This is a genomic window from Ruegeria sp. ABM4_193 (assembly GCF_056158705.1).
The window spans coordinates 542,717-557,905 of sequence record NZ_JBSWTT010000003.1; the positions used below are offsets into that span (position 1 = coordinate 542,717).

Sequence of the window (15,189 nt, forward strand, 5' to 3'; positions counted from 1 at the left end):
GGTTTGCCGATGGCTCAGACGCGTAGGCAATTCCTGACAACCACCGCGACCGCCGTGGTCGCAAGCATTCTGCCTTGGGCGACCAAGGCGGCGACATTGAAAGGACAGACTATGGATAAGGCTCAAGAAGATACGCTGATCGACCAGATCGCAAAAGGAGTCAGCTATTCGTTCCGCACACCTATTCTGAAACGACCTTCGGACTACGGCATGACCTATGAAGATGTCTTCTTCCCGGCAATAGACGGTGTCATGTTGGACGGATGGTTTATCCCGGCCGAGGGCAGCAGCAAGCTGGTGATCGTGAACCACTTTATCGGGGCTAACCGCTATGGATACCCCGGCCACTTGGAACCATGGACCTCGCAGGGTGGTTTCGAAGTGAACTTCGTCGAAGCCTACAAGGCGCTGCAAGATGCCGGCTACAACGTCCTGGCCTATGACCTGCGCGGACATGGGCATTCGGCCGACGGGGCCGGTAACATCACCGGCGTCGGAGCGATTGAGTGGCGTGACGTGATTGGATCTGTCCGCTTCGCTCGGGAGAAAATGCCTGGCGCAAAGATTGCTCTGCATAGCCAGTGCATGGGCTGCAATTCCACCTTCCTGGCGATGGAAAAACATCCGGAGGAGTTTGAAGACATCGTTTGCATGATCGCAGTGCAACCGCTATCCGCCGCGCCATTTATCGAGCGGGCACTAATCGACAACGGAGTCGAAAATGCGGTGGAACGCTTTAACGGGCGCTACAGTTACTACTCAAGCTTCCGCCACACGGACTCCAATGCCATTGCCCGCGCCGACAAAGTGAAATGTCCGACGATGCTGGTGCAGGTGAAAGACGACGCGACAACCAAGCCGTCAGACGCCGAGGGCATTTATGCCAAACTACCGAACCGCGACAAGAAGCTGCTTTGGATCGAAGGCACGCCAGTTCGCTACGAGGGCTATCGCTACTTCAGCCAAAACCCGGCGGAAATGATCGCCTGGTACGACGCACGCATGTAAAGGGTGAATAAGTCATGAAACAGGTTGTTTTTGGCCTCGCCGCGCTGGCACTGACAAGCGCATCCGGTGCTGCATCTCAGGCGGACATGGTCACTGCATGCACGCAGACTGCTCATGATTATGCGTGGTATCTCGACCATCCGGATCAGGATCTGAATGTTACCGCAGCCAAGTTCGCGCAATTGTTCACTGAGGACGCCACTCTGAAGCTGGCCAACATGCAAATGCAACTTGTGGAACACCAGGGCCACGAAGAAATCGCGGCCCGCTACAAGCAAGGACGCGACTCGTTCCGGTTTTTGCACATGCTGTCCAATCAGAGGATCATCTCAACTTCGGACACAACTGCAAAGGGTACCAGCTATGTGCAGTTCATCATCCATCCGATCGGTGAGGATATGACCCACGAGTTTGGCGTCAGAGGCGTTGCCGAATACCGCTCCACCTTCGAGTTCGTAGATGGAACGTGCCGGTTTTCCCACCGCGAGGGGCTGGCACGCTTCCTCAGCCTGAACCCCAAAATAGTTGACCCAATCCCAGAATAAGGACCAAAGAAATGTTTGGAAACATGATCTCTAACATGATGGTCAAGCCAGGCCAGTCTCCGTTGTTCGATAACCCTGAGGCGCATGGGCTGGACTATGAAAACGTCGAGTTCAAGGCCGAGGATGGCGTCACTCTGCGCGGTTGGTTGATCAAAGGCGGTAGCGACAAAGTCATTGTGCAAACGCACTTCGGGGTGCAGTGCAACCGAGGTGGCTGGACGCCCAAAGGGCACGGTCCAATCACGCCCTGGAAGCAGGACATCCAGTTCCTGCGGCAAGCCAAGTACCTGGTGGATAGAGGGTACTCCGTGCTGATGTATGATATGCGGGGGCACGGCGAAAGCGATCTTGGACCCGTCCCTTGGGTAAGTTGGGGACCCGAGGAAGCGAAGGACGTGATCGCCGCAGTGGACTTTGCAACTGAACGCTTCCCGGATGCTCCCATCGGTCTTTTGAGTATCTGCATGGGCGCCGCGTCAACCACCTATGCCTATGGTCGTGACAATGGGTTGAGCAAACGCGTTAACATCAAGGCGATCATTGCCGTCCAGCCGCTGCTCTATACCTGTTTTGTTGAGGCGCTTGGGATGCCCAGTTTTATGACGCGGGCGGGCGAAAAAGTCAGCGAACGGCGCTTGGGGTTCGACATGGGCGCCCCCAACTTCGTCGAAGAGGCTTACAGGATTAACGTACCGACGCTGGTGGTACAGAACAGCAACGACCCTTGGACGAAGATGGGGATGGTCGAAGACTATTACGGCGCCCTCACTGTCGAGAAAGAGCTAAAACTGCTCGATCTCGAGAAAAGCCGGTTTGCGGCCTACGACTATGTCGGCACCCATCCCGAAGACCTGATGGGATGGTTTGATCGGTTTATGTGATGCTGTGGACCATCCTAAAATGGGGATTGCCTGTGCTTGCTATTGTGGCGATCGCAGGCGTCCTGACACGCAAGACTTTCCATGTTGAAACGTTCATCGCGGCCTCGCCGGAACAGGTCTGGAACGTGTTGATGGCGACGGAAGAGTATCCGGACTGGAACCCGGTGTTCGTCGAAGTCGACGGCGCCTATATCGAAGGCGCAAAATTATCGAACAACGTGTTGGATCCTTCTGGCAAAACACTTGAGATGACCTCTACGGTCGTCGCGATGTCACCTGAAAGAGAGCTCCGACAGAAGGGCGGTCTTCCGGGCATCCTAACCTTTGACCACAGCTGGCTCTTGGAGCCAGTGCCTGACGGCACCAAGGTCACTCAGTATGAAATCGACCGCGGGATTGGGCTTTGGTTCTGGAACTCTGATTGGATTGAGCCCGCATACGCGACCGTTGGCGAGGCACTGAAAAAACGTGCAGAAGCGCTTTCTGTAGAGTTCTGAAGGTGTAGACGCCCCCGCTGGCCTCGATGTGCAATTGCCAGATCTCCTTACGTCCACCGGGCTTTGCTTTTTTCCAGAAACGCCGCTATGCCATGTCGGGCTTCTTCCCCTTCCCACGTGTCTGCTAGGCGACGAATAGTGTCGTCAACTACCGCGGCATCGATGTGCGAGCCAAGCGATCGGGCAAGCGCTTTTGCAGCTCCGACCGCTATAGGTGCGACGGAGAGATAAGGTGCAACTTCGGCTTCGATGGCACCATCCAGATCTTCCGCACTTACGGCGCGACTTACGATACCAAGTTCGGAGGCTTCAGATGCGCTGAATATCCTGGCGGACATGAAGACACGGCGGGCATTGCCTTCAGGATCTGTTGCAAAGTTTCTTACTGACCGGAGAGGTGAAACCGAACCTGCGGCTTATGCCGCCAGTTCTGCAAATTGGCGAAACGGACAGAGTCCGGGCGTTAGCTGACCTTTGCGGATCATGTGTGCCACTTCAATCCCGTCCAATGTAGCCGCCGCTGATGCGAAGGCCTTGAACCCTAACATCGGCCGAGTTCGTCTCTTGATGAAGCGATGGTCCTGTTCCACGATGTTATTCAGATACTTCCGCCTGACCATCTCGATTTGGATCGGGCAGCCAAAGCCTTTCAGCATCCTGTTTATGGCTTTGATGCCAGCCGTGTTAGCTCCGCTTTTGTCGATGACAATCTTTCTCGGAAGGCCGTTGACCTCCAGCATCCGCGCAAAGAATTTGGTGGCGGCGGGCTTGTTTCGACGCTGCGAAAGCATGAAATCAAGTGTCTTGCCGTGCTTGTCGACAGCTCGATAGAGATAAACCCATGCTCCTTTCACCTTGATGTAAGTCTCGTCCATTCTCCAGGAACGGTCGCACGGTCCCTTTCGCCTGCGTGCGACATCGGCAATTGCACTAGCGTATTTTGCCACCCAACGGTTCAGCGTCGTGTGATCTATGGCAACGCCACGCTCGGACATGATTTCTTCAAGGTCACGGTACGACACGCCGTATCGAAGGTAGAAGAACACAGCAAATAGGATCACATCCTTGGGATATTGTGCACCTTTGAAGGAGATCATGAGCTGCCTCTCGACTAGTTGGGACCGAGCGCCATTCATGCGCTAAACCCTAGCACGTCAACAGCTAAATCTTTGCAACAGAGCCCCTGAGGGCGTTCACGACACTGACAGCTTGCGTGGGCTCGGACGTTCGACCCTCAGCAACACGAGTATTGAGGTCCAGGGCGTTGAAAGACAAAGGGATACGCGCCTGCATCCCCGGCCGGAAGCAGCGGAAGAAACCGGTTAAGTACGACAAGCGTCGTTACAAACGGCGCAACCGGATCGAGATCATGTTCGGCGGGTTGAAGGATTGGCGGCCTGTGGCAAGCCGCTACGACAGGTGCCCAAAGGTCTTCCTGTCAGCAATCGCCCTCGCGGCACTCGTTATCTATTGGCTATGAGTCCTGACCCTGGCGGTTCGACAAAACACGCTAGAATATCAGCAATATAGTCAAGATCATTCAGATTTCAGATCATCTACCGACCATATATTCCGTTAATTTAGTAGTTAAATGGTCTAGGCTTCCCATTGGATGAATCGGAATTTTAGGAGAAGAACGTGCGATACGTTGCAAAAGGTATTTTGATTTGTTGCGCTGTCGCGTTTGCCGCTGTGTTTGCAGCTTGGCTTTTCCTGTCTTCTGCGTTGTTTTCCTCGGTCAGGACTGCTTTCGTCGAAAACCTGATCTCTAAGAAACTTGGCCAGGAGGTTAGAATTGAAGATGAAGTGCGTCTGGGTATCGGCCGGCAATTGCAGGTGTCAGCGGCAGGGCTGGAATTACCCGGTTCTCCGAATGCTGGTGTGAAACTTGCAGCAATCGATGAGATCGAGTTTGAAGTTTCCGCGCGCGACCTTTGGAACAATAAACTGTCACTGAGTGGTCTTTCACTCTCAGGAGTTCATCTGAACCTAATCACAGACAAAGACGGCTCCGGAAACTGGCAGTCCATTTCCCAAACGGAAGCTGAAGCCGGGAAACCTGCAAATTCCCCGACGCCGCTGTTGGCCGGAATTCTAACGGACCGCAAAATTGATCTGACTGATATCGCCATTCTTTATCAGAACGATTTAAACGGACTTGAGTTGGACCTTCAGCTTCCTGAGCTGCTCTTAAAGCGTGATACGGAAACCGATGTTGCGACGGCAGTCGGGGCCGGTTCGCTGAACGGAGAGAGGTTTGATCTGAACGCGACATTCCCCACGGAGGACCCGTTTCGGTTGGCGGTGAACTTCGAACAGATTTCGATTGTCGCCGAGGAAGTCCCTCAAGACAGCGGTCTGCAAGTGGCAACGACCGTAGAGGTTGCCGAACTTGGCCAGCTTCTCGATATCCTGAAGCTGAGCCGCGTTTTGGAAGGTACAGGGAATATTGGCGCAACGTTCACATCAGTCGACGGCGTAGCACGGATTGATGACCTATCTGTATTGGCGGAATTAGATGGCGGGCAAAGCCTGTCGCTGACGGGGCAGATCGGAGAATTGGGTAACCCGGAAGACGTATCGTTGACAACCCGCATTCGGTTGTACCCTGAAGATGCTGAGCCAGCCCCTGCCGCATCGCGATATGATCTTAAACTTATCGCAGTCGACATGGTTATCGACAGCGTGCCTGGGCAGGTGCCGCAGCGACAAATGGTTATTAAGACCAACGGTTTAACGTTGGACACGTCCGGCGAAGGCCCGCCCCCGATTAAGTTCTCCGAGCTTTCCAGAACACCAGAAGGCGCCTTAAAAGTCGGAAACATCAACCTTAGAATTGGGAAACCAGCCGATCCGTTTATCATTTTGAACGGTTCGGTCGATGACGCGCTTCAGTTGCAAGGCATATCAGCAGAAGGCCTAATCGACATACCGGCAAGCAGTTTGATCTCGCCAGAATTGTTGGGACCAGACGACCAGCTTGGCAGGTTTTCCGGTGACTTCCATTTGAACGGCGACATCAATCAGCTTTCGCTGACGAATTTGGATGGAAAGACAAGCGATACAGACGTCTGGAACCTTGAAGTGCATGGCACTGTCAAAAATGTACTCAAATTCGAGGACCTGGATTTGGCAATTGACGTCGCAGTCCCATCCGGGGCAGACCTTTTGGAGGCACTATCACTTGAACGTGTGGAAACCGGGCAGGCTCGCCTTGAAATCAACCTCGTTAGCGAAGGCACCGATTGGAACGCCAGTGCTAATGTTGAGGTCGCCGACTCTATCTTGCAGATTATGGCCGATCTTGATGATGCAACAAGCGACCCGGTGCTGCAGGGTTCCATTGAGAGTGACCTGATAAAGATAGATCAGATCCGAACTATTGTTCAGGCTGCCGCACAATTGCGGAAAATTGGCGGCCCAGAGCCGGAAGAGAAAGAAGCTAAGCAAGAAGAAGAGGGCGGCCAAGGTGCGTTAAGAGATGTAACGCTTAAACCTATCGGGCGTTCAATTCTCTTGTCCGGTATGGATATGGATGTCGACGTTGACCTTCGGCACATCGAAGGCGCCAAGGGCATCAGCAGTTTGCAGAGCGAACTGACGCTCAACGAAAATGAGCTCAAGGCCGGACCTTTGAAGTTCGAATATGGAGGGGCTCATTTCGACGTCAGCGGGCAGATGGATCTATCAAACGACGCGCATCTACTCACGTTGACCGGCAAAGCGGGCGGTTGGCAGCTGGATGACATTCTTCACAACCTGAACTTCAAAAAGGGTGCGAGCGGTACGATTTATGCAGATTTTTCGGTGACCGGCGGAACCGATTCACCGAAGCATTTTGCAAACAGCATGAACGGCAATGCCACAGTTTCAATGCGTGATGGCTCGATCGAGACGCAGCTTTTGGATCTGGCAGGGCTAGGGGTGCTACCTTGGGTGTTTACCAAAGAGAAGCAAAAGGTTGCTCCAATCGTATGCTTGCGTGCGCCGATTAGTATCTCAAATGGGAGTATTTCGACGAAACAAACCACATTGGAGACAGACCATGTCCAAGTTGTCGTCTTTGGCGGTGTTGATGTTGCGGGCAAGGTTTTGGACCTAAATCTGCAGCCCCGTAAGATTGGCGAACCTCTGTCGAAGAGCCCCTGGCCCGTGACCTTGAAGGGCCCGCTAGCCAAACCGAAGATTAAAGTCAAAGACGGGCCAAAAAGACTGAAACGATCGGATGGTGCGAACAAAATGCCGGTAAAAAGAAAACTTTGCGTTCCGGATATATTACAACTGCAGTAGTGGCGGAGGCGATCAGTTGAAGTCAAATCTAGAGTTCAGAAAGGCAGACTTTGCTTCCGAAAAGCAATTTCTGCTTTGGGCTCTGAACTGCCGTTCGCAGCCTCTGGTGCCAATGACCGCTCTGCGGACAAACCGCTTATTCGTTGCCAACTCACTAAGGTCTGCTATTGCGCTGTCGCAGAAACGTGACGACCTTGACGTGCGTCAATGATGCAATTTCTTCCTTTGCGTAGTCTTCAGACATGCCAGCAGCAACCAACAAAACCGATTTGCTTGCCGTTTTCGATAAGGACCTGGCCAAGCTCCGCAAGACGCTCGATGGCGTCGACGAAGCAAAAGCCTCTTTGTCGACCCCAGATGACGATACTACGATCAAGGGCGTGATTGCGCACCGCACTCACTGGATGGGTATGTTTCACGGTTGGTACGAAGACGGCGCTGCGGGCCGCGAAGTTCATGTTCCCGCCGAAGGTTACAAATGGAACCAGCTCAAAGAATACAACGCCCCGCTCTACGCAACAGGTAACAATACGCCATGGGCAATTCTGGTTTCGGAGTTTGAGGCCGCTTGTGACAAGTTGCGCCAGTTTATTGCAGCCCAAGAAGATGACACGCTATACACTAGCGGTGCGTACGAGTGGACCGGTAGGTGGACGCTTGGTCGGTTCGCAGAGGCGTCGGGCCCATCGCATTTCCGCTCCGCGACCAACTATATTCGAAAAGCGTTGCGAAACGCCAAATGAGGCCGGTTTCAATGGCCGTACGTCTGACCTTGAGGACAAAGGCCCCCTTTGGGAAGACGCACCCAAAGAAACCCGATCAGAAACGCAAGCAATACAGCCAAAGTTGTCAAGGCCGATTTAACAATTGTGGCTGTACTGGCGGCATACACCAGCGCATTTGATACCTCTGGCCAACCCCAAATCATGGCCGCGATTCCTATGTTTTCGAAGTAATCGAACAAGGCGCAGCCAACCGATAGAAGTATGCCAGCGCGAACAAGCTTGCTGCCGGGCATACGTCGCCCAAACCAGCTAAACGTGGCTATCAAAGTCACCGCGAGTATAGCCGGGTAAAATGTATCCAGAGAGATCTGGTAACGGAGATAATACTCGCGCCCTTCCGCGCCTAAGGCTTCAAGAAGCATCGCGGCGTCTTTAGGACGATAGCCCAGTGGACGCATGTCGAATGGGACCTGCCCCGAGACAGCTTCGATGTGGGCAAGCGTGACGCTTAGCATCAGCACGTAGATGACCGTAGCAATTAAACCGCAGCCAACGGCGGCAAATCCGATGTACCTTGAAAGAAGTGTGTGAATCATTTTGGGACCTCCTTGATCTGTGCCAAGTTGCCCTTGGGTGAAGCCACACGCATTATCATTTGATAAGGCATACCAAGATGGATCTACGGAAGTTTCTCGCAAAGTCACCTGACCTGTCTGATATGAGTTTTGCAAACGGTTTTGCGTCTCAATGGAGATGTAAGGGTTTGAACAAAGGCGCGCGTCTTGCCCACCAAGGACAACCAGAATCAGATGAGTTCATTCTTTTGGATGGGTACCTAGCCAGCAGTATTTGTGACCAAGAAGGCAAGGAAGTATGCGTTGGGCTCCATGTAGGTCCTTGCGTTGTCACGCCGAATATCGCGCGAACGCGGGATGGAGTGTCCCTTGTGTCCATCCAGGCAACCAAAGAGGCCTCGCTTTATTGGATCGATACGGATCGGCTTACAAAGCTGATGATTGAATTTGAACCGATCCGAAACTGGGCAAATGGTATTCTACGAGACGCATTGAGTGAAAAAGCGGAGCGCGAATGGTGTCTCGCGGCTCTTGGCGGGGCGGAGCGGCTGAGCTGGTTCCGCCAAGCATTCCCCGGCTATGAAGACATTTTCACTCATTCCTTGATAGCATCTTTTTTGGGGATCACGCCTGTCACGATGAGCCGTCTACGCGCTAGGTAGAGACCAAGAAAAGGCGGACCGCTATGCATCCTGCAACATCCGGCAATGTGGGCTCGAGTCAGGCGTTCGCCGCGCAATGAGAAAATGTCTGGTATGCGCCGGAGTGTTTTCGATTTTGAAGTCTTACAGATTTGCGCCCTTCTATTCTCATTTCTGGAAGTGTTTGAAGACCCGCGGGTCAACGCTGGCAGCGGCAAGTAACCCACCCCAGAGTGCCCCTGGAATGCCGGGGCTAGCGACGTCCTGTCCTGCTAGAAACAAACCCGGGATCGGCGTTTTCGCCCGCAACCCATCGCACATCACCCGCTCTGGTGTCACATCCAGACCGTAGAATGCACCTTTGCGGTGCCCGGTGAAGCTGACGGTCGACAGCGGCGTCGCCAGTTCTTGGTAGACGATCATTTTAGCCAGATCGGGAAACTGGGCTTTGAAGTGCGCCACCAAAGTGTCTTCCGCGTGCTTCTTGAAGGCTTCATAATCATCGCCTCGCGCACCGGCTGGACGGTCTGCCCATTCCTCAACAGTGGACCAATCCGCCCAGAAGATGGCTTGGCCCACATGCGTCTGGCGTGGTCCCGGATCATGCGCGATGTTCTTGAGCGAGCCAAAGGACACAGCCATGTGAGGCGGCGGTCCGTCTGGCGCATCCGTCCAGACAACATCGGTTTCGCCCGTTGGGTAAAACCAGTGGTTTGCTCGCGTGGCGCCGGCGGCCTCTATGTCTCCTTCGAAGCCAAAGAAGAGATTGAAATGGGCGATGCTGGAGGGCAGTGCACGGATTTCTTCCTTCCAATCTTCGTGCCCGCAATTCTCGGGCAAGAGGCTGTCGATGGTCTCACGCGCGCCGATATCCGAAATCACGACCTTTGCGCGAAACTCCGTGCCGTCCTCTGTCCGCACCCCGACCACGGTGTGGCCGTCAAACAGCAACTCTGTGACGAGGATACCTCCGCGTGCTTCGCCGCCGCGCTTTTTGATGGTTGGAAGGATGTGTTCGGCATAGGCCTTGGCCCCACCCACGGGATACCATGCCCCGCTGGGCAGGTACGCGCCGGCAATCAGGGCATGCATGGCAAAGCTTGCTTTGCTGGGGCGTCCGCCGTGGTCTCCCCATTGGGCTGACATGACGGCCGCTAGCTCTTTGTTACTGGTGAGGTCATCTATGACCTCTTGCGTCGTACGAGCAATCCACTTCGAGATTGTGGCCCTGTTCCACCAATCAAGCATGTCACCTGCGAGCTCCGGCATCGCCCGGGTCGGAAAGATCTTGTACATCGCATTGTAGCCCGACCGCATTGCGTGGGTCCAAGCCTCAATGGCTTCAGTTTCGTCCGGGTACCGGTCCTTGAGATCCCGCTCTTGCGCTTCGTAAGGACGCGAGAGGGACAAAGGTTCCGCCGACCCGATATGGAGGGTATCGTAGATTGATCCCATGGGAGCAAATTCGATGGGGGTGTCGGACAGCCAGTCCAGAACTGCCCGGGCGCGGTCACCCGGCGCCATTTCACTCAGGTAATGAACGCCGACATCCCATGTGAACCCATTGCGAGAGAAGTTGTGTGTGAGCCCTCCGAGCGTCCAGTGCTTCTCCAGCATCAAGACCTTGTGACCGACTTGGCTTAGGGCCGCTGCCGCTGCCATGCCACCCATTCCAGAGCCTATGACGATCGCGTCCCAATCAGTGTTCTCAGTCTCCGACATGCTTAATCTCCGTTGGTTGACTAGGAACGATGTCCCAGACCTCTTGAATTCGCCCCTCGACAACGCGCCAGACGACAACGACGTCCACGGTGATGATCTGAGCTTCGAAGGTCAGCGTGTTGCGAGACTGGACAACGACCAGTTCCGGCCCCACGGGCGTGGCCGAAACGGGCTCTATCTGGAAAGTCCCTTGGGATTTCTCTGCGAGATTGGCAAAAAAGGTGCTTATGCCTGCCGGTCCCACATAGTCGCCGTTCAAGTCCGGCAGATTGGGGTTGGAGTAGTGCCAGACGGCATCTTCGGCGAAGAGATGCGCAGAGGATGCTATGTTTCTGGTATCAAGCTGCTGCAGAACAGCCAAAGCGGGATGATCTTCAGTCATGTCTGCAGACTTTCAGGTTCGTGTGCAACACCTGTCGCTTGATCAATGAACTCTGACGCGCCGAAATCATGCGAAGGAACGATCGCGAGATTAGGCAGGCGCTCTTGTAGCTTCCGAACCTTGGCATAGGACGCCAGCAGTGTTGGACCGTCGCCAACACCGGGGACCACATCTTTCCCCATCAACGATGCTTCGTAAGTGAGGTCAGCAACAAGCAGGATCGGATCCCAACCCTCCTGCCGGATCAACATAGACATCGAGCCCTTGGTATGGCCGGGCGTCGGCAACAAGATCATGGAGCCGTCACCGACCACGTCATGGATGCCTTCGAAGCCCTCAAACAGGGGGTCGTCTGTGGGCACAAACGAAATCTGCTGCCACTTCGCGGATGGGATTTCGATGTGCTCTCGCAGGATCCAGTCCTGTTCCGGGTGTGGCTCCGACAGGATCGACCATTCCTCCGCGCTCACCAGCAGGTCAGCCTGCGGGATGTGTTGAATACCCCCGACGTGGTCAAAATGCAGGTGCGAAATGATCGCCGTCTTGATCTCCTCCGGCGCAACGTCGGATTTGCGAAGGACATGATCGATGCGGTCCTCCGCAGTCAGGTGCAGCCGAAAGATGCGCGGCAGCAAAAAAAGCCCGATGGCCTGTTTGATATAACTGCGGTCCAATTGAACGGCGGGGTCAATTCCCGTGTCAAACAGCACCAAACCGTCCTGATGGGAAATCAGGAAGGCCTGGAGCGGCAGCTTCACCCAGCGCCGCCCGAAGAACACCCACCAAAGCTTGGGCAATGGACTGCCGTGCCGGTGTTCCCAGTGCTGTTCCGCGTGCCCGCAATCGAGAACCTGCACGGACCTGATGAGTGCGTCAGCGTTTTGATACGCACGTTCTTTATCCGCTTGTGTGGTTTCCATAGCTTGCTCCCTTCATTGGATCGCTCGGACACATCTAGATGTGTTCGCAAGCTAAATGAGTGTGGAGATCCGATATCAGGTACGACTTTGGCACATTTAGGGATTGGCAGAATTGATCTCTCTCAAAACTCACGCAAATCCATTAAGTCATTGCCCCGCTTGGCCAACGAGCATTCTGTCACCTCGTGGTCGGCTTCGCGATGCAGGGATCGTCAAATCTGTGTTTTTCCGAAGAGAGAGACTAAGAAGCCAACATTGGTGCGATACGCAACAAAAAGCAGATATGGGCTCGTTGCAGACGTTCATCGAAATTTCCCGAGCGACCGAGTTGCGGACAAAACCGCCATTCGATTTTCGCGCTTCGCGCAGCATTCTCTCGCCCATGAAGCAAGCCTGTCGTTGCGACGCAGCACATGTCACCGAAGCAGCAGTTCGAGAGAGTGGCTTGGACCTAAACCAAACTGTAAATTCGCCGCGGCTTAATCCGACAACCCAGCGAGGGACAAAGCGGCCAATGCCAATCTGGTTCGGGACGCTTGCCGTCAACTGACGAGCGACCGCCTTTTTGCAATTGGCTTCGCACGATCTCCGCAGGTAAGTATGCGCTGTCTCACAAACTTGCGGCTCCAGCGCGTGTCGCGACTTCAGTCAATCATCCTGTCGTGCTCAACTGATCCCGACAGGACATTAGGTTTGACCTAGACGGGCCACCTCCTACCGAAGTGACCTGATCAACACCTGTCTCACTCTTGCGCGAACAAGGCTTCCAGCCCTTCGAAACGAAGTTGGTAATTGGCTCCGCTCGCACAACTCATATCCGGCTCTGACGATGGATCGTCGAGGAAAGCTGCGGTGATATCACTGGGACAACTGTCGAGGCTACGGCCCAGGATCACGTGACCTTCGCTGACAAATTCCGCGTAGAAGGAGTTCGGCAATCTGCTTGCCGCCTGCTCTCCAAAGACAACCGCCGTTTGCGTATCCATCCCCTGAGTCATGACCAAAGCGGGGGTATCGCTTTCCACCGGAGCGTGGATCTCCGCCTCTTCGAACGGCTTTGGCCAGAACTCGCAGATGGCTTGGGTCAGCCGGTAATCGCGCAGGTCACGCAAGATCACGCCGGGGTACGGGGTTGTGGCGATCAACTCTTCCACGTAGCTCAAGGGTGTGAAATTGATCTCTTCCATACAATTCATGCCATAGAGAATCGCCACCGCCATTCCAGGGTTGCCGGAGCGCTCTCCGTAGCCGCTCATTTCCTGTGCGATGTCTTCGATTTCCCACATTGTTTTGCGCAGATCATTCGTGGTCATGGCATCCGCAAGCGCATTTGCGATACGGGCACGCTCGGGGCTGAGATGCGTGTCTGCAAAGGCCTTGAGCGTCGCCGCATCGGCGCGGTTTGCCCGCAGCATGCCAAAATCAAACATATCTTCGATGATGGTGGATTGGTCCACGCCCTGACGCAATTCGTCAATAAAGTGATTGACGACGACGACCGTCCATTCGACCGCAAGGCTGCTTTCGCCCGGGGTCGGCATGTTATTGGCGATCGAGTGCAGAATTTCGAGCGTCGGGGCCGCGAAACCGTCATCGGCCTCAAAGGCGGTTTCAATGGTTGCGGGCGTCGGTGCCGGGGTCAATTCCGGAGCCTCCCCGCCTAGCACCTTGCGGAAATAGGCATCATCGCCATTCTCCAGCGCCACAACTAGCGCGGGGAGCAATGCGCCATAGCCGCCGCCCTGAATACCGTTGTTGAGCGCCGCAAAATCGGCAAAAAACTCTGGCGTGATCTCATCAAGAACCGGAAAGCGGCCCCGTACAATTGGATTACCGACAAGCGGCGGATCGAACACAAAAGGCTCTGTCGCAAGGTTTTCCAGCACGGCAATAAAGCGGTTGCGAATATCCGGGTATTTAGCCGAGCAGAACGCATCCGCGCTGCAGGCCTCAAAAATCGTATCGTAGCTATGGCGCACTTTGGTGGAGGTTTGCGCGGTGCCGGAAATCTCGGGGCCGGCGACGCCATCCAAAATCACGGACCGGATCCGCTCAGGAGTCTCTCGCAGGGCATTCAAGGACAGCCGCGTGCCGTAGCTTGTGCCGTACAGGTTGTAGTCGCCCTCATATCCCAAAGCCGTTGCAAGTGCCGAAATGTCATGGGAACTTTCGACCGAGTTATAGCGGCCGACATCCACACCTTCCGCCTTGTAGGCGGCCGCGCAAAGGGCGTTGATCAAGTAAAGGTCAACGCCGCCTTGTTCCTTGAGTGCAGCAAGGTCCTCAAGCGTCGCGCCCGGCAAGTCCATCGTTTCGCCGATCACGCTGATGGCGGCGGAAACAGGGCCGCAGGTCAGCAGGTTAGAGTGACCGGTGCCACGCTGATCAAAAAAGATCACGTCACGACGCTCGCGCACCGGGCCCATATTGTCAAAGATGCGCTTGATGGTCGTCACTTCGTGCAAAGCAGAACTGCCCGGCCCACCAGACAGATAGATCAAAGGATCAGAGCGCGGCGCCAGCGTCGTGGCGTTGAGCCGCAGGAAGAGCAGTTCCAACTGCCGCCCATCCGGGTCGTAGTGGCTCTCCGGAACGGCGACGATCCCGCATTCAAAGGTCTCGCCCTCTACCTCGCCGTCCCACGTGAGTTGAAGCGGACAAGAGATGACATCGTAGTCCGTGTCGGCATGAACGGCGCTTGCAAAGCCGGTCAGCATCGCTATGGCGGTAATGACACCCAAAATGCGGCAGAAAATATCGATCTTTTAATCTCTTTCTCTATTCTACAGTTAGTCAGTTTAGAGGGTATTGCCAAGTTGTTGGCGGCAGATTGTGCTTCTTTGGCGGAGGCTGGTTTACGCCACCATTTCATCGGTGTAGTCGGCCAATAGGCTGAATGCATCGGAACGGGCGTGGCGGTATGAAGTTGCGGTGAGTTGACAACGGCGGGGGCGGAAGATCTGGTTGATCTGGTCATGCGTAGACAAAATCCTCAGAGCCTGC

General features: G+C 54.7%; 13 protein-coding genes and 3 pseudogenes. 8 read left to right on the forward strand and 8 right to left on the reverse strand.

Features of this window, described 5'->3' with window-relative positions; all coding sequences use genetic code 11:
• Positions 1 to 9 precede the first annotated feature (9 nt).
• Genes ACXADZ_RS20795 through ACXADZ_RS20810 form a run of 4 tightly spaced genes read left to right on the forward strand, consistent with a single transcriptional unit; the run spans position 10 to position 2,931 of the window.
• Positions 10 to 1,008: an alpha/beta hydrolase family protein gene (locus ACXADZ_RS20795; protein WP_475199556.1), complete on the forward strand. Its 999-nt coding sequence runs from the start codon at positions 10 to 12 to the stop codon at positions 1,006 to 1,008.
• Between the two features lie 14 nt (positions 1,009 to 1,022).
• Entirely contained in the window at positions 1,023 to 1,553 is a 531-nt protein-coding gene (locus ACXADZ_RS20800; RefSeq protein WP_475199561.1) for a nuclear transport factor 2 family protein, read from the forward strand.
• A gap of 11 nt (positions 1,554 to 1,564) precedes the next feature.
• A complete protein-coding gene (locus ACXADZ_RS20805) occupies positions 1,565 to 2,434 on the forward strand; it encodes an alpha/beta hydrolase (RefSeq protein ID WP_475199563.1) in 870 nt (289 codons plus the stop codon).
• Positions 2,434 to 2,931 carry an SRPBCC family protein gene (locus ACXADZ_RS20810; RefSeq protein WP_475199565.1) on the forward strand — a complete coding sequence of 166 codons (498 nt, stop codon included), beginning with the start codon at positions 2,434 to 2,436 and terminating at the stop codon, positions 2,929 to 2,931. Before ACXADZ_RS20805 ends, ACXADZ_RS20810 begins: the two co-directional genes overlap by 1 nt.
• A gap of 47 nt (positions 2,932 to 2,978) precedes the next feature.
• Here ACXADZ_RS20810 and ACXADZ_RS20815 read toward each other — a convergent pair.
• Both ACXADZ_RS20815 and ACXADZ_RS20820 read right to left on the reverse strand, forming a co-directional pair.
• Positions 2,979 to 3,293, reverse strand: a pseudogene (locus tag ACXADZ_RS20815) (enoyl-CoA hydratase-related protein); the annotation flags it as partial.
• A gap of 54 nt (positions 3,294 to 3,347) precedes the next feature.
• A complete protein-coding gene (locus ACXADZ_RS20820) occupies positions 3,348 to 4,028 on the reverse strand; it encodes an IS6 family transposase (RefSeq protein WP_475199567.1) in 681 nt (226 codons plus the stop codon).
• 164 nt (positions 4,029 to 4,192) lie between these two features.
• Here ACXADZ_RS20820 and ACXADZ_RS20825 point away from each other — a divergent pair.
• The 3 genes and pseudogenes from ACXADZ_RS20825 to ACXADZ_RS20835 form a co-directional block, all read left to right on the forward strand.
• A pseudogene (locus tag ACXADZ_RS20825) lies at positions 4,193 to 4,411 on the forward strand (transposase); the annotation flags it as partial.
• Between the two features lie 158 nt (positions 4,412 to 4,569).
• Complete coding sequence (locus ACXADZ_RS20830; RefSeq protein WP_475199570.1) at positions 4,570 to 7,221, forward strand: AsmA family protein; 2,652 nt, start codon at positions 4,570 to 4,572, stop codon at positions 7,219 to 7,221.
• Between the two features lie 242 nt (positions 7,222 to 7,463).
• Positions 7,464 to 7,964, forward strand: a complete 501-nt coding sequence (locus ACXADZ_RS20835; protein WP_475199572.1) for a ClbS/DfsB family four-helix bundle protein — start codon at positions 7,464 to 7,466, stop codon at positions 7,962 to 7,964.
• Between the two features lie 8 nt (positions 7,965 to 7,972).
• On the opposite strand, the gene ACXADZ_RS20840 is transcribed toward ACXADZ_RS20835, so the two are convergent.
• Entirely contained in the window at positions 7,973 to 8,542 is a 570-nt protein-coding gene (locus ACXADZ_RS20840; RefSeq protein WP_475199575.1) for a hypothetical protein, read from the reverse strand.
• Positions 8,543 to 8,619: 77 nt separating this feature from the next.
• On the opposite strand from ACXADZ_RS20840, the gene ACXADZ_RS20845 reads away from it, so the two are divergent.
• Positions 8,620 to 9,183 carry a Crp/Fnr family transcriptional regulator gene (locus ACXADZ_RS20845; protein WP_475199578.1) on the forward strand — a complete coding sequence of 188 codons (564 nt, stop codon included), beginning with the start codon at positions 8,620 to 8,622 and terminating at the stop codon, positions 9,181 to 9,183.
• A gap of 147 nt (positions 9,184 to 9,330) precedes the next feature.
• Here the strand turns inward: ACXADZ_RS20845 and ACXADZ_RS20850 are convergent, their stop codons facing one another.
• The 5 genes and pseudogenes from ACXADZ_RS20850 to ACXADZ_RS20870 form a co-directional block, all read right to left on the reverse strand.
• On the reverse strand, positions 9,331 to 10,884 hold the full coding sequence (locus ACXADZ_RS20850; protein WP_475199580.1) for a phytoene desaturase family protein: 1,554 nt from the start codon (positions 10,882 to 10,884) through the stop codon (positions 9,331 to 9,333).
• Positions 10,871 to 11,266, reverse strand: a complete 396-nt coding sequence (locus ACXADZ_RS20855; RefSeq protein ID WP_475199582.1) for a nuclear transport factor 2 family protein — start codon at positions 11,264 to 11,266, stop codon at positions 10,871 to 10,873. The genes ACXADZ_RS20850 and ACXADZ_RS20855 overlap by 14 nt, the downstream gene beginning before the upstream one ends.
• Complete coding sequence (locus tag ACXADZ_RS20860; protein WP_475199585.1) at positions 11,263 to 12,186, reverse strand: N-acyl homoserine lactonase family protein; 924 nt, start codon at positions 12,184 to 12,186, stop codon at positions 11,263 to 11,265. Before ACXADZ_RS20860 ends, ACXADZ_RS20855 begins: the two co-directional genes overlap by 4 nt.
• Positions 12,187 to 12,929: 743 nt before the next feature.
• A complete protein-coding gene (locus ACXADZ_RS20865) occupies positions 12,930 to 14,927 on the reverse strand; it encodes an alpha/beta fold hydrolase (protein WP_475199588.1) in 1,998 nt (665 codons plus the stop codon).
• 114 nt (positions 14,928 to 15,041) lie between these two features.
• A pseudogene (locus ACXADZ_RS20870) lies at positions 15,042 to 15,188 on the reverse strand (IS6 family transposase); the annotation flags it as partial.
• Position 15,189 lies beyond the last annotated feature (1 nt).

Excerpts from the sequence above, each read along its gene's own strand:
- ACXADZ_RS20795 (WP_475199556.1), top strand. The coding sequence starts at position 10 with ATGGCTCAGACGCGTAGGCAATTCCTGACAACCACCGCGACCGCCGTG.
- ACXADZ_RS20800 (WP_475199561.1), top strand. The coding sequence starts at position 1,023 with ATGAAACAGGTTGTTTTTGGCCTCGCCGCGCTGGCACTGACAAGCGCA.
- ACXADZ_RS20805 (WP_475199563.1), top strand. The coding sequence starts at position 1,565 with ATGTTTGGAAACATGATCTCTAACATGATGGTCAAGCCAGGCCAGTCT.
- ACXADZ_RS20810 (WP_475199565.1), top strand. The coding sequence starts at position 2,434 with ATGCTGTGGACCATCCTAAAATGGGGATTGCCTGTGCTTGCTATTGTG.
- ACXADZ_RS20820 (WP_475199567.1), bottom strand. The coding sequence starts at position 4,028 with ATGATCTCCTTCAAAGGTGCACAATATCCCAAGGATGTGATCCTATTT.
- ACXADZ_RS20835 (WP_475199572.1), top strand. The coding sequence starts at position 7,464 with ATGCCAGCAGCAACCAACAAAACCGATTTGCTTGCCGTTTTCGATAAG.
- ACXADZ_RS20840 (WP_475199575.1), bottom strand. The coding sequence starts at position 8,542 with ATGATTCACACACTTCTTTCAAGGTACATCGGATTTGCCGCCGTTGGC.
- ACXADZ_RS20845 (WP_475199578.1), top strand. The coding sequence starts at position 8,620 with ATGGATCTACGGAAGTTTCTCGCAAAGTCACCTGACCTGTCTGATATG.
- ACXADZ_RS20850 (WP_475199580.1), bottom strand. The coding sequence starts at position 10,884 with ATGTCGGAGACTGAGAACACTGATTGGGACGCGATCGTCATAGGCTCT.
- ACXADZ_RS20855 (WP_475199582.1), bottom strand. The coding sequence starts at position 11,266 with ATGACTGAAGATCATCCCGCTTTGGCTGTTCTGCAGCAGCTTGATACC.
- ACXADZ_RS20860 (WP_475199585.1), bottom strand. The coding sequence starts at position 12,186 with ATGGAAACCACACAAGCGGATAAAGAACGTGCGTATCAAAACGCTGAC.